This is a genomic window from Dactylosporangium sp. NPDC050688, from assembly GCF_040654515.1.
In the GTDB taxonomy this organism is placed as follows: Bacteria; Actinomycetota; Actinomycetes; order Mycobacteriales; family Micromonosporaceae; genus Dactylosporangium.
Genome location: NZ_JBFAIC010000090.1, coordinates 21,259 through 35,129, shown reverse-complemented (window position 1 = coordinate 35,129; position 13,871 = coordinate 21,259). Strand labels below are relative to the sequence as shown.

At 73.3% G+C, this 13,871-nt stretch carries 10 protein-coding genes; 3 read left to right on the top strand and 7 right to left on the bottom strand.

The features are described 5' to 3' along the window. Window positions 1-177 precede the first annotated feature (177 nt). Window positions 178-594, top strand: a complete 417-nt coding sequence (locus tag AB0H83_RS46460; RefSeq protein ID WP_360108539.1) for a hypothetical protein — start codon at window positions 178-180, stop codon at window positions 592-594. 17 nt (window positions 595-611) lie between these two features. On the opposite strand, the gene AB0H83_RS46455 is transcribed toward AB0H83_RS46460, so the two are convergent. Further along, window positions 612-2,330 (bottom strand): IlvD/Edd family dehydratase, encoded by a 1,719-nt coding sequence (locus AB0H83_RS46455; protein WP_360108536.1) that lies wholly within the window; start codon window positions 2,328-2,330, stop codon window positions 612-614. 28 nt (window positions 2,331-2,358) lie between these two features. Between AB0H83_RS46455 and AB0H83_RS46450 the strand changes: the two genes are divergently transcribed. Together AB0H83_RS46450 and mycP are read left to right on the top strand one after the other, a co-directional pair. Continuing rightward, window positions 2,359-3,375 (top strand): alcohol dehydrogenase catalytic domain-containing protein, encoded by a 1,017-nt coding sequence (locus AB0H83_RS46450; RefSeq protein ID WP_360108533.1) that lies wholly within the window; start codon window positions 2,359-2,361, stop codon window positions 3,373-3,375. A 263-nt stretch (window positions 3,376-3,638) separates the two neighbouring features. Further along, window positions 3,639-5,003: a type VII secretion-associated serine protease mycosin gene (gene mycP / locus AB0H83_RS46445; protein WP_360108530.1), complete on the top strand. Its 1,365-nt coding sequence runs from the start codon at window positions 3,639-3,641 to the stop codon at window positions 5,001-5,003. Window positions 5,004-5,163: 160 nt separating this feature from the next. Here the strand turns inward: mycP and AB0H83_RS46440 are convergent, their stop codons facing one another. The 6 genes from AB0H83_RS46440 to eccCa form a co-directional block, all read right to left on the bottom strand. Next, on the bottom strand, window positions 5,164-6,618 hold the full coding sequence (locus AB0H83_RS46440) for a S8 family serine peptidase (RefSeq protein ID WP_360108527.1): 1,455 nt from the start codon (window positions 6,616-6,618) through the stop codon (window positions 5,164-5,166). Between the two features lie 260 nt (window positions 6,619-6,878). Then, a complete protein-coding gene (locus tag AB0H83_RS46435) occupies window positions 6,879-8,231 on the bottom strand; it encodes a hypothetical protein (protein WP_360108524.1) in 1,353 nt (450 codons plus the stop codon). Window positions 8,232-8,235: 4 nt separating this feature from the next. Further along, entirely contained in the window at window positions 8,236-8,808 is a 573-nt protein-coding gene (locus AB0H83_RS46430) for a hypothetical protein (RefSeq protein WP_360108521.1), read from the bottom strand. A 114-nt stretch (window positions 8,809-8,922) separates the two neighbouring features. Then, window positions 8,923-9,201 (bottom strand): WXG100 family type VII secretion target, encoded by a 279-nt coding sequence (locus tag AB0H83_RS46425; protein ID WP_360108516.1) that lies wholly within the window; start codon window positions 9,199-9,201, stop codon window positions 8,923-8,925. 27 nt (window positions 9,202-9,228) lie between these two features. Then, the gene (locus AB0H83_RS46420; RefSeq protein WP_360108513.1) at window positions 9,229-9,543 is read right to left on the bottom strand and encodes a WXG100 family type VII secretion target; all 315 of its coding nucleotides are present in this window, start codon (window positions 9,541-9,543) and stop codon (window positions 9,229-9,231) included. A 145-nt stretch (window positions 9,544-9,688) separates the two neighbouring features. Continuing rightward, a complete protein-coding gene (gene eccCa / locus AB0H83_RS46415) occupies window positions 9,689-13,654 on the bottom strand; it encodes a type VII secretion protein EccCa (RefSeq protein ID WP_360108510.1) in 3,966 nt (1,321 codons plus the stop codon). Window positions 13,655-13,871: the final 217 nt, after the last annotated feature.

Genomic DNA, 13,871 nt, shown 5'->3' with positions numbered 1-13,871 from the left:
ACCTCGACATACGCCGACGAGACCGCCTCGGCGGTGTCCTTCACGAGTATCAACATGCGGCTTGAGCTACACGGACGAGGTTTTCGGCAGGCGCAGTCCTGGGCAGCGGCGCCGCCCGGGCCGCCGTAGCGGCCGGGGCCGGTCTGGCTCTGTTGGCTGGCCGCGGACGAGGCGGCGTTGGCCACCGCAACCCCGCCGCCGATGATGACCGCGGCTGACACTGCGGCCACCGCGCCGAGCTTCCACCGCGACGGGCGGCCGGTTGGTGCCGCACCGGGCGGGAACGCAGCCGGCGGACCGGCTGGCGAGGACGGCGGCGCCTGCGGCGCTGCCCACGGAGGTGCCGGCAACGACGAAGGCGGCGAAGCGTGCGCGCCGGACGACGTCGCAGCCGGCACGTCAGGCGACAGCGCACCGAAAAACGGCGCAGAAGACGGCGCACCGAAAAACGGCGCACCAGAAGACGGCGCACCGGAAGACGGCGGGACAGGCAACGAGTCCGCGTCAGGGCTGGGCGAGGTGGGTGAAGTCATCGCACGAGCGTCGCCGGCTGAGCTGTACGCAGCATGCCAGCACTATGCGGATTGCCTGTGAGTGGACAAGAGGACCCTTCAGTGGGACTCGCGGCTGACCCGGGGGCCCGACGAGCCGAGCAGGAAGTCGCAGTCTGCTCCGGTATCGGCGCCGAGGACGGTGTCGACGTAGAGGCGTTCCCAGCCCCGGCTGGGGCGGGCCAGCGCGTCGAGCAAAGCCGGCGACGGCGGGCGGGCGTCGAGTTCCGCCTGGGGTACGTCGACGTCGAGCGTACGGGCCGGCACGTCCAGCACGACCATGTCGCCGGAGCGAATGCGGTCGAGCGGGCCGCCGGCCGCGGCCTCGGGGGCCACGTGCAGCACGACGGTGCCGTACGCGGTGCCGCTCATCCGGCCGTCGCAGATGCGCAGCATGTCGCGCACGCCGCGGCGCAGCAGCTTCTCCGGCAGGGGCATGTTGGACACCTCGGGCATGCCGGGGTAGCCCTTCGGGCCGCAGCCGCGCAGCACGAGCACGGTGTCCTCGTCGACGTCGAGCGCGGGGTCGTCGATGCGGGCGTGGAAGTCCTCGATCGAGTCGAACACGAGGGCGGGGCCGCGGTGCTGCAGCAGGGAGGGCGTCGCGGCGGCCGGTTTGATGATCGCGCCGGCGGGTGCCAGGTTGCCGCGCAGGACGGCGATGCCGGCATCTGGCTGTACCGGCGACGCAAACGGACGGATGACGGACTCGTCCCAGACGGTGGCCGACGCGAGGGTTGCCACGAGCGGCGTCCCGGTGACGGTGACCGCGGACGGGTCGAGCAGGTGCGACACCTCGCGGAGGACCGCCGCCAGGCCGCCGGCGCGGTGGAAGTCCTCCATCAGGAAGCGGCCGGCGGGCTGCAGGTCGACCAGCAACGGCACCGCGGCGCCGATGCGGTCGAAGTCGTCGAGGGTGAGCGGCACGCCGAGCCGGCCGGCGATGGCGAGGAGATGTACGACGGCGTTGGTGGAGCCGCCGGTCGCGGCGAGGGTGACGATCGCGTTGTGCAGCGACGCGGCGGTGATGACGTCGCTGGGGCGGCGGCCGGCGTGCACCATGTCGACGGCGAGCAGGCCGGTGGCGTGGGCGCGGGCCAGCAGGCGGCTGTCGGCGGCGGGGATGCCGGCGGTGCCGGGCAGGGTCATGCCGAGGGCCTCAGCGAGCAGCCCCATCGTCGAGGCGGTGCCCATCGTGTTGCAGTGGCCCCGGCTGCGGATCATCGAGGACTCCGAGTCCAGGAACGCCTGCTCGCTGAGCGTGCCGGCGCGTGCCTCCTCCGACAGCCGCCACACGTCGGTGCCGCAGCCGAGGGGCACGCCCCGGAACGTGCCGGTGAGCATGGGGCCGCCGGGCACGACCACGGCCGGCAGGTCCACCGACGCGGCGGCCATGAGCAGCGCAGGGATCGTCTTGTCGCAGCCGCCGAGGAGCACGACGCCGTCGATCGGGTTGGCGCGCAGCATCTCCTCGATGGCCATCGCGGCCATGTTGCGCCACAGCATCGCGGTCGGGCGGACCTGCGTCTCGCCCAGCGACACGACCGGCAGGTTGTGCGGCACCCCGCCGGCCTCCCAGATGCCGCGTTTGACGTGCTCGGCGACCTCGTCGAGGTGGCGGTTGCACGGGGTCAGGTCGGAGGCGGTGTTGGCGATGGCGATCTGGGGGCGGCTGCCGTCGAGGGCGTCGTCGGGCAGGCCGCGCCGCATCCACGCACGGTGGATGTAGGCGTTGCGGTCGTCGCCGGCGTACCACTCGGCACTGCGCAGTCGTGACATCGGACCTGCTTCCCGGAAGATGGAGCCCGTGCGCGCATTCGTCATCATCGGCCCCCGGCGGGCTGAGGTCCAGGATGTCGAGGAACCGGTTGCCGGACCGGGCCAGGTCGTGGTCGACGTGGAGCGGGCCGGGGTGTGCGGCACGGACGTCGAATTCTTCACCGGCGAGATGTCCTATCTGCACGACGGCCAGGCGCGATACCCGATCCGCATCGGCCACGAGTGGTCGGGCGTGGTCCGCGCCGCGGGCCCCGGCGTGGACCCGGGGTGGGTCGGCCGGCGGGTCACGGGCGACACCATGCTCGGTTGTGGTGGCTGCGGCAGGTGTACCACCAACCGCCAGCACCTCTGCGCGACCCGCCACGAGATCGGCATCCGCAACGGCTGGCCGGGTGCCCTCGCCGAGCGGCTCCCGGTGCCGGTGACGGCGTTGCACGCGCTGCCGCCGGCGGTCGACCCGACGGCGGGCGCGCTGGTCGAGCCGGGCGGCAACGCGTTGCGCGCCGTGCGCGGCGCCGGGCTGCGCCCCGGTGAGCGGCTGCTGGTCGTCGGGCCGGGCACGATCGGGCTGCTCGTCGCGCAGATCGCGGCCGCGCAGGGGGTCGAGGTGCACCTGCTCGGCAGTACTGCGGCGTCGGTGGCGTTCGCCCGCGCCCTCGGCTGCGGCGCGGTCTGGACCGCCGGCACGCTGCCGCCGCTGCGGTGGGACGCGGTCATCGACGCCTCCAACGCCGCGACCTCGCCGGCGCTGGCCCTGAACCTGGTCGAGCCGGGCCGGCGGGTGGTGTTCATCGGGCTGTCCGGCACGCCCAGCCTGCTCGACTCGCGGCGCCTGGCGCTCAAGGACGTGACCGCGGTCGGGGTGCTCAGCGCTTCCGGTGGTCTCGCCGGTACCGTCGAGCTCTACGCCTCCGGTGCCGTCGACCCGCGCCCGCTGGTCGCGGCGACGATCGGGCTGTCGGAGGCGGCGGCCGCGCTGTCGGGGTCCCGGCCAGCCGCGTGGGGCGCGGCACCGAAGGTGCACATCGACCCGTCCCTGCAGTAACGGTCGCCTGCCAGGGCGTTACGGGGGTGCCGCGGGGGCGCGGCGCCCTGGCGGGACGTTGCAGGGCGGCGGGCAGGGCGTTGCCGGGATGTCGTGGGGCTGCGGGCGGCGGGCGGCGGGCAGGGCGTTGCGGGGCTGCGGACCGCGGGCGGGCGTTGCGGGGCCGTTGCGGGGCCGCGGGCGGGGCGTTGCGGGGCTGCGGACGGCGAGCGGGGCCGTTGCCGGGCCGCGGGCGGCGGGTGGGGCGCGATACCCTTTCGCTCGTGCGGCACATTCGACGGATCGGCGCTCAGGCGGTCGCCGGCGCGGTCGCCGCCGGCGTGCTTGCCGCGGTGCCGGGTGCGGCGACGCCCGCCGCCGCGGCGCCGTCCGCATGCGGGCCGAGCTTCACCGACAAGCTGACCGACACGCCGTGGCCGCTGACCCGGCTGCGTCCCGAGCTCGCGTGGCCGCTGACGAAGGGTGACGGGGTCATCGTCGCCGTCATCGACTCCGGCGTCGCCACGACCCACCCGTCGCTGAAGGACCAGGTCCTGCCGGGCAAGGACTTCGTGCAGCCCAACGGTGTCGGCGACTGCGACCAGGTCGCGCACGGCACGTTCGTCGCCGGGATCATCGCCGGGCTGCGCCTGCCGGGCGCCGGGTTCTACGGCGTGGCCCCCGGCGCGAAGATCCTGCCGATCCGCGTCATGGAGGACGACCAGAAGTCGTTCGACCAGAACCTGCCCAACACGATCGCGACCGCCATCGACTACGCCGTCGACCACGGCGCCGACGTCATCAACCTGTCGCTGGTGACCCAGCCGACGCCGAAGCTCGCCGCGTCGGTGAGCCGGGCGCTGAGCCAGAACGTGGTCGTGGTCGCCGCGGCCGGCAACGACGGCGCCAGCCAGAGCGCCAACCAGACCGCGTACCCGGCCGCCTACGACGGTGTGCTCGCCGTCGCGGGCGTCGACGAGCAGGACAAGCACGTCTCGACGTCCACGTCCGGCGATTACGTCGACGTGGCCGCGCCCGGCGTGCGGATCCAGGGCCCGGCACCGCAGGGCGGTGGGTTCGGCCTGCGCTCCGGCGGCGGCACGAGCTTCGCCGCGCCGTACGTGGCCGGCACCGCCGCCCTGCTGCGCGCGTACTACCCGGACCTGACCCCGCAGCAGATCGCCGACCGGATCACGTCGACCGCCGACCACCCACCGAACGGGCGCAACGCGCAGGTCGGGTTCGGCACCGTCAACCCGTACCGGGCGGTCGCGGCCCTCGCCGGCACCGACACGGCGGCCGTGCCCGTGCCGGTCACGGCGGGTCTCGGCCCCGACACCGGCGGCGAGAAGGCCGAGTCGCGGCTGCCGGCGATCTGGACCGCGTTCGGCGCCGTGCTCGTCGCGGCGCTCATCTGGGCGGGGCTGCTCGTGCAGCGGGTCCGCCGCAGGCAGCGCGGCGCGCCGTCGGTCCCGGTCGCGCGGACCGAGCCCAGGCAGCCGTCCCGGGACCGGTTCGAGCCGACGGTCGGCCCGCTGAACGTCCGCGGCCCGACGGTCCACCGCACGCCCGCGTCCCGCGGTCTGGCCAACGCATCCCGCTCGCTGAGCATGCCGACCTCCAGCACCGGCGGCAGCGGCTCCCGCTGACGCCGGCCGGGTTGGCGCCGGAGGATGGGGCGGCGGGGCGGGGCGGCAGCGGCGTCAGCACGACGCCGGCATCCGACCGGCCCCGGAGCTACGGAACCGGCCCTCGTCCGACCGGGCCCGGAGCTACGGAACCGGCCCTCGGATGAGACCGCTGGTGGTGTCAGCGCCCGTCCTGCGGAGGCAGCCACCGCGGCGGTTGCTGCCCGGTCGCGGGGAACTGCGCCGTGCCACCGGGCCGGAACCCGCCCGGACCGGTCGGTGGGTTGCCGCCGGGGTACTGCCCGGCCGGCGGCTGCTGACCGGTGACCGGCCCCGTCGGGTACCCGGCGGGTGGTTGCTGACCGGTGACCGGCCCCGTCGGATATCCCGGCGGTGGTGGATGCCCTGACGCCGGGTGGCCCGGGGGCGGGAAGCCCGGCGGGCCGGCGCCGGGTGGTGCGCCGTAACCGGCCCTGGCCGAGGCGGCGGCGCGGCGGCGGCTCAACGCACGTATCGGCAGCACGATGGCGAGGACCACGACGGTGAGGCCGACGAGGATGACCGCGGCGGCGATCGCCGTGCGGATCGCGGGGGTGCCGAAGTCGTCGTCGCCGGAGCCGGCAGTGCTGCCGGGGTCGGCGCCGGCGGTGCCCGCGGCGACCGGGCCGAGCGGGTCGGCGGTGACGGCCGGCACGTCCGCGCTGACGGCGGCGAGTGGGTCGACGAAGCCCCAGCCGAACCGGTCGTCGCGGCCGGCGGGGCCCTTGTCGACGGCGGTCTTGAAGAGGCGGTTGACGACGTTGGCCGCGTCGAGCGTCGGGTACTTCGACCAGATCAGGGCGAGCACGCCGGACACGATCGCGGTGGACTCGCTGGTGCCGGAGCTGGTGCCGAAGCCCGACGCGACCAGGGACTTCGGTTTGGCGCTGATGACGTCCTGGGCGGGCGCGGCGATGTCCATGCCGTCGTCCTGCAGCGAGCCGCTCCACAGGTTGCCGTCGCGGTCGGTGCCGTTGACCGTGATGACGCCCGGGTAGCTGCCCGGGGTGGGGATCTGCGCGTCGCCCTGGGTGGTGTTGCCGGCCGCCGCGACGATGATGACCCCCTTGGACCGGGCCCAGGCGATCGCGTCGCTCTCCTCCTTGATGGGCGCGCCCTTGCGGCCGAGCGACATGTTGATGATCTTCGCGCCGTGGTCGACCGCGTAGCGGATCGGGCCGGCGAGCGTGCCGCCGAACTGGACGGGCAGCGCGATCGGCAGGATTTTCGCCTTCGGCGCGATGCCGAGCATCTGCATGTTGCTGGTGCCGCCGCGGGCCGCGATGAGCGACGCGATGCCGGTGCCGTGCCCGCTCGGGTCGTCCCAGCCCTTCGCGCTGGTGCTGCCGAGCATGCCGGTGCCGGCCAGCACGGCGCCGTTGAGGTCGGGGTGGGTGGCGTCGACCCCGGAGTCGATGACCGCGACGACGACGCCGTCGCCCTGCGCGACCTTCTGCGCCTGCGCCAGCTTGAGCTGGTTGATCCACCACTGCCGCGCACGCACCGAGTCGGCGTGCGCGGCCCGCGGCGCGACGAGACCGGCGGCGACGCCACCGGCGACCCCGAGCAGGATCCCGGCGACGACCACCGCGGTCATCCGCCGCACGAACCGCCCGGCCGCACGCCGCCCTCCACCAGGTGCCGGGGGCGCGCCCCCGACCGGCGCCACGACTGGGCGCCGCTCAGACGCCGGGCCAGGCGCCTCCGACGGCGCCTCTGCCGCGCGCCGCTCAGACGCCGGGCCAGGCGCCTCCGACGGCGCCACTGCCGCGCGCCGCGCCGCACCGCGCCGGAACCACCGGTCGGGCACGGCCGGCCACGCCGGCGTGGCCCGCATGTCCAAGCGACGCACCGGGATCAGCCCAGCACCGACGGTGGCGCTTCGCTGTCGGAGCCCCACGGGTCGTCGTCCTCCTGGAGCCACGTCGAGTGGTCCTCGCCCTCTCCCGCGCCGTGCCCGCCGGCGGCGCCCGGCATCATCCCTCCGCGGAAGCCGCCCGCGCCGCCGCGCGCCCCGGCACCCGTGCCGGCGCCGCGCACGCCGCCCTTGCCGGCGTTGGCCCCGGTGACCCCGCGGCCCGCGCTGCGGCCGGCACCCGCGGCGCCCATGCCGGGCATCATGCCCATGCCGCCACCGATGCCGCCGCCGGCGCCGCGGCCGACGCCGCCCGCGCCGAGCCCACCGGCACCCAGGCCGCCGGCGCCGGCGCCGGCGCCGAGACCGCCGCCCAGGCCACCCGCGCCGGGGCCGGCGCCGACGAGCCCGCCGCCTGCGCCGGCGAGGCCGCTGCCGGGCAGGTCGTCGGGGTCGTAGCCGTCGCCGTAGCCGGGGTTGGTCAGGCTGGGGTCGGTCATGTTGCTCGACGGCGGGCCCGCCATGTCGGCCAGGCCGTTGCCGCCGGGCAGCGTGCCGCCGCCGGGCATCTTCCCGCCGCCGGGCATGCCGCCACCGCCGCCGCCGGGGCCACCGAAGTCGTCGGGGGTGTAGCCGGGGTCGCGCGCCTGCCCGAACTCCACCGGGTTGGGGCCGGGGATCAGCGCCATCGTCTTGACGTGGCTGCCCGCCAGCTCGTGGTAGGCGTCCTTGGCCTTGTCGTCCTGGGAGGAGATCCAGTCCCGCAGCTTGTTGGCGGCCCAGTCCCAGGTGAAGAACTCACGCGCCTCGTCGAACCACTTGTTGCCGTACACCGGCAGCAAATACTGGTAGATCGCGTTCGGACCCCACGTGTCGGAGATCATGCCGCTGTCGATGTAGCCCTGCTTGGCCGCCATCACCTCGGCGATCATGTCGTCCGGGATCGGGATCTTCGCGATGGCCTTCTCCAGGTCACCGGCCGCCAGGTGCAGGTGGTGCGGCAGGCTGGCGTTGTCCTCGCGGAGCGTCCGGATATTGGTGATCATCATGGTCAGGTGGCTGCGGTACTGCTCACCGCCGGCACCCTTCCACGACTCCAGGTCCGCCTTGACCGCGGTGAGCACGCGCTCGACCTCGGAGAGGCGCTGCAGCAGCACGCTCCACTCGTCCGCCGCCTGCTTGATGCGGGCCGGGCTGCCGGGGATGACGACCATCGCGATGACGTCCTCCCACGACGGGTCGGCCTCGTTGGCGTACGAGTCGCCGAACCAGCCGGTGTCCACGGACTTCGTCGGCTGCGTGTACTGCTGGTCGGTGTAGTCGCTGTAGCTTCCGGGGTTGGTCTCGTCGCCCATGTCCCTAGATCACCTCGGAGTTGCCGCTACCCGTGCCGGAGCCGGGCTGCTTACCGTCGAACGACCCCGGCGCGAGGGTCGTCGTGCCGTGCTGCGTGATCGTGCGCGGGTCCTGCGCCGCGGGGTCCGTCTCGTTGCGGTTGTCCACCGCCGCCTGGTCGATCGGCACGTACGTGCCCTCGTCGAGGAGCTTCTTGATGTCGGCCATGCCGGCCTGGTTGCGCTCCTCGGTGGTGCGGTAGTTCTGCGCGATCTTCTCCGTGGGGCCGATCATCTTGCCCAGGTGCTTGGCGAGCTCGTGCAGCGACTTGTTCACCGACTTGTACGCCCCGTCGGCCTTCGCCTGGATGCCGAACGCGCTGTAGAAGCCGCCGAAGGGGGTCGCCTGCCCGTTGAGCTTCATGTCGACGCTGTCCATGTCGAGCCCGGACATGTCCAGGTGCTCGCGGATGTTCGTCATCTGCCCGATGCACTCCGTCTCCACGTAGTGCTGCAGCGTCCTGAGCAACGCCGGCAGCTTCTCGATCTGCTCGACGTTGACCTCGGAGTCTTTCGGCAGTGCGATTGGCTCCCCCATGGCGGCCTTCCTCTCGAACGTGCTGGCGGCACCGGCGCCCGACCGGTGAAACGGGATCGGCGTGGCACCGGGGTGCCACGCCGATCCGACCAGATGCAGCGGTCGTGGCTACGACTACCAGACCCGAGCGTTGTTCATCTCGGTCGTGATGTAGTTGGCCCGGGCGATGCCCACGGCCCCACCGATCTCGTTGAGCAGCGCGTTGATGTCCTTCACCGCGGCGTCCCACTTGGCCTGGTGCTGGTTGTAGGCCTCGCGGTCCTGGCCGTCCCAGGTCATGTTCTGCAGCTTCATGCGCAGGGTGTCCAGCTCGGTGTCGATCGTCTTGGAGATGCCCTGGATGGTCTGCGAGGCAGTCTCCATCTGGGCGTAGTTTGTCTGGAAGTACGACATCGCTATCCCTCTCTGCTTCTCAGGCCGTCAGTAGTTGAGTGAGTTGCCGTACTTGTTCATCATCGCGGCCTGCTGCTCCTCGTTGGCCTGGTGCGTGTTGGCACCCTTGTCGAGGAGGTCCGCGATGTCGCTCAGGGCGGTGAGCAGCTTGACCGTGTCCTGGTCCCAGCGCGTCATCACCTGCGTGAAGCCTGCGGAGGCCTCACCCTTCCACGCGGCGACGAGATCATCGATCGCGCCCCGCAGTTCGGTCAGCTTGCCGTTGACGGTGCCGTGCGTCGCACGGACATCCTTCGCGGCAGCGTGCATGGTCGCTGCATCGACTCTCGTCGGCTGCGTCACGCCAATTCACCCCTTCTCAGTCCGTCCCGCGGGACAAGGCACTTGGAAAAGCCCCCGTACGGTGGCACCGCGGTCATCGACGATGGTGTCTCTTATGCGACGGTATCGGAGTCCGGCAAGTTTGCGCAGCCCTGATCCGCCCACATCATGGCACAGGATCGATCCAGGCGGTCTGGACGAGCTGCCTGCCGTCGCTTCTGCGCACGAGCGTACCGCGACCCGGCGGCTGCGGGCTGGGGCGCAGATCACCGAACAGCGGGCCCTCCTCGCGGCTGCCCGACATCAGGAAGCCCGGCGCGTCCAGCTCCCGCAGGCGCTGGATGACCGGCTCGTACAGCGCCCGTGAGGCGCCACCGACGCGGCGGGTCATGATGAGGTGCAGGCCGACGTCGCGCGCCTGCGGCAGCAGCTCCATGAGCTGGCTGATCGGGTTGTTGCCGGGCAACGCGACCAGGTCGTAGTCGTCGACCAGGATGTACAGGTCGGGCCCCCGCCACCAGCTGCGGTTGCGCAGCTGCTCGGAGGTGACGTCCGGGCCCGGCAGCCGGTCGTTGATGGCGCCCCGGATGTTGGGCATCATCTCGCCGAGCGCCGAGTGCGACGGGGCGTAGTCCAGCAGGTACTCGCGGTCCACGACGCCGAGCAGGCTGCGGCGGAAGTCGGCGACGAACAGCCGGGCCTCGTGCGGCGTCTTCGTCTCGATGATGCTGCGCGCGATGAGGCGCAGCAGCGCCGTCTTGCCGGATTCGGCGTCGCCGAGGACGAGCAGGTGCGGCTCGGCGGCGAAGTCGAGGTGCACCGGGGCCAGGTGGGTCTCGTTGATGCCGATCGGCACGCCGGGCTGCGCCGGGCGCTGCTCGACCAGCTTCACCAGCTCCGCCCGCGCCAGGAGCTTGGGCAGCAGCCGTACCGGCGGCGCGGGCTGGAACGGCCAGGCCTCCCGCACCTGGCGGACCAGGTCGGCGGCCCCCGCGGCCAGGTCCTCGACGCCGTTGCCGCCCTCGATGCGCGGCAGCGCCGCCAGGAAGTGCAGCTTGTCGTGGGTGAGGCCGCGCCCCGGCGTACGCTCGGGCACGTTCACCGCCGCGCGGCGGTCGATCTCGGACTCGGTCGGGTCGCCGAGGCGCAGCTCGACCCGGGTGCCGAGCAGGTCCCGCAGGTTGGTGCGGATCTCGCCCCAGCGGTTCGCGGCGAGCACGACGTGGATGCCGAAGCCGAGGCCGCGCGCCGCGATCGACGTGATGCGCGGCTCGAGCTCCTCGTAGTGCTCCCGGATCGCGCTCCAGCCGTCGACGACGAGGAACACGTCGCCGAACGGGTCGTCGGCGACCTCGCCGGTACCGCGGGCCCGCCGGTACGTGGCGATCGAGTCGACGGCGAGCTCGGTGAAGCGGGCCTCCCGCTCGTCCAGCAGCGCCGTCACCTCGGCGACGGTGCGGCGCACCGCCTCGCTCTCCCGCCGGCCGGCGACGCCGCTGACGTGCGGCAGCCCGGCCAGGGAGCGCAGGGCGCCGCCGCCGAAGTCGAGGCAGAAGAACTGGACCTGCCACGGGCTGTGGGTCAGCGCGAGCGAGCTGATGAGGGTGCGCAGCGCGGTGCTCTTGCCCGACTGCGGCCCGCCGACGAGGACTACGTTGCCGGCCGCGCCGTCGAGCTCCACGACGAGCGGGTCGCGGCGCTGCTCGAACGGTCGGTCGACCAGGCCGATCGGGGCGGAGAGCCGGCCGGTGCCGGGCCAGCCGGTGGCGACGAGGCCGCGGCGCTCGTCCACGGTCAGCGCGCCGAGCAGCTCGCCGAGGGTGGCCGGCTCGCCCAGCGGCGGCAGCCACACCTGGTGCGCGGGCGCGCCACGGCCGCGCAGCTTGCCCACGATCACGTCGAGCATGGTCTCGCCGCGGCCGGACTCGGCCTCCGGCGTCTCCTCCGGCTCCTCCTCGGGCAGCACCGGCACCGGGATGTGCTGGGTGCCGTAGGGCACGATCTGCATCCGTACCGTCGCCTGCGAGCGCGGCACCAGACCGGCCTGGCGGTAGGTGCCCGACACGTACGCGGCCCGGAAGCGGGTCATCGTCGTGGTGTCGGTCTTCAGGTAGCCGTGGCCGGGCGCGCTGGGCAGCTCGTAGGCGTCGGGGACGCCGAGGACCACGCGGCTCTCCACCGCCGAGAACGTGCGCAGGCCCACCCGGTACGACAGGTGCGTGTCCAGCCCGCGCAGCCGGCCCTCCTCGAGGCGCTGGCTGGCCAGCAGCAGGTGCACACCGAGGGACCGGCCGAGCCGGCCGATCATCACGAACAGGTCGATGAACTCGGATTTCGCGGCGAGCAGCTCGCTGAACTCGTCGCAGATGATGATCAGGCTCGGCAGCGGCGCCAGCGCCTCACCGGCCAGCCGCGCCTTCTCGTACTCGAACCGTGACACGTAGTTGCCGGCGGCGCGCAGCAGCTCCTGCCGGCGGACCATCTCACCGTTGAGGGCGGCCTGCATACGGTCGACCAGCGGCAGCTCGTCGGACAGGTTGGTGATGACGGCGCTGGTGTGCGGCAGCACGTCCAGCGACGCGAACGTGGCGCCACCCTTGAAGTCGACGAGGACGAAGTTGAGCTCCTCCGACGAGTGCGTGATGGCGAGGGACACCACGATGGTGCGCAGCAGCTCGCTCTTGCCGGAGCCGGTCGCGCCGATGATCAGGCCGTGCGGGCCCATGCCGTCCTGCGCCGACTCCTTGAAGTCCAGGTCGACCGGCTGGCCGTCGGGGCCGACCCCGATCGGCACCCGCAGCTTCTCGCGGTTGGGCCGGGGCCGCCAGGTCAGCAGCGGGTCGACGGCGGCCGCGTCGCCGATGCCGAGCAGGTCGGGCAGCTCGATGCTGCGCGACAGCGGCTCCTCCGAGGTGGTCTGCTGCGACAGCCGGTACGGCGCGAGCTGCCGGGCGAGCCCCTCGGCGGTGATGACGCTGACCCGGTCGGGCACGCCCAGCGGAGTGACCCGCTTGCCCTGGTCGGCGGCGATGCTGTCGGCGGTCACCTGCAGTGACAGCAGCCAGCGCCCGGAGTCACGCGGCACCGTGCCGGACAGGTCGATGACGGTGGTGCCGTGCAGGCCGATGCCGAGCAACTGGCAGGTGGGCGCGACCTCGCCGCCGTCGACGACGACGACCAGGTGCGGCGCGGTGGTCAGCGGGCGCAGCTCCGGCGCGAACCGGGACCGGCTGTGCAGCTCGTCCTCGAGGACCTCCTCCAGGTCGGTCATCGAGTCGAACATCAGCCGCACCGCGCCGGCGGCGTCGGTCTGCCGGTCGTGCTGGGCGTGCGGCAGCCACTTGACCCACTCCCATTCCCCACGCCGCTCCGGCGCCGCGACGACGGCGATCTTCACGTCGTCCGGGGAGTGCAGCGTGGCGAGCTGGCAGAGCATCGAGCGGACCAGATCGGTCACCACGTGCCGGTCGCCGCGCGGCACGATCCGGCTGAACGAGCGCGCCGACACCGCGATCGGCAGGTCCGGCACGGTCTGCCGGGCGCGGATGAAGCGCCGCAGCGCGATCGCCGTCATCGGCTCCAGGTCCTCGACCGGCTTCGTCTCCGGCGGGATGATCGCCACGGCGAGCCGCTGCGCGCCGAGCGCGATGCGGATCTGGCCGAAGTCGTCGTCGGTCGCGCGCCGCTCCCACCGCCGCTTCGACGCCGCGACCGACCACAGCACGTCCGGCGCCGGGTGCTGCCACAGCAGCGCGGCCCGCTGCTGCGCCGCGGCCCGCCGGGCCTGGCGGCGCACCTGGGCGAGGTAGCGCATGTAGTCGCGGCGCTCCGCGTCGAGCTCGGCCTTCGAGTCGCCGCCGCCGGCGTTCATCGAGCCGACCGCCATGCCGATCATCGAGATGCCGAAGAGACCGCCGACGATCCACATCATCGGCCCAGCGCCGCGGCCGCCGCCGGTGTACAGGAACGCCATCGCCCCCACGCCGCAGATCATCGGCAGGATCATCAGCAGCTGCCCGAAGCCCTTCGGCAGCCGCTCCGGAAGCTCCGGGGGCGACTCCAGCAGCAGCTCGCCGCGGGGCAGCTGAGGCCCTGGGCGGCGGGGCGGCCTGCGGAAGACGACGGTGCTCACGCCGTCACCTCCGCTACGCTCCGGCGCCGCCGTGAGCCAAGACTGAGCCCATGGTTCGCGGCCCCTCCGCTCCGCTCCGGACCGCTCACGCCGTCACCTCCGCTACGCTCCGGCGCCGCCGCGAGCCAAGACTGAGCCCATGGTTCGCGGCCCCTCCGCTCCGCTCCGGACCGCTCACGCCGTCACCTCCGCTACGCTCCGGCGCCGCCGCGAGCCA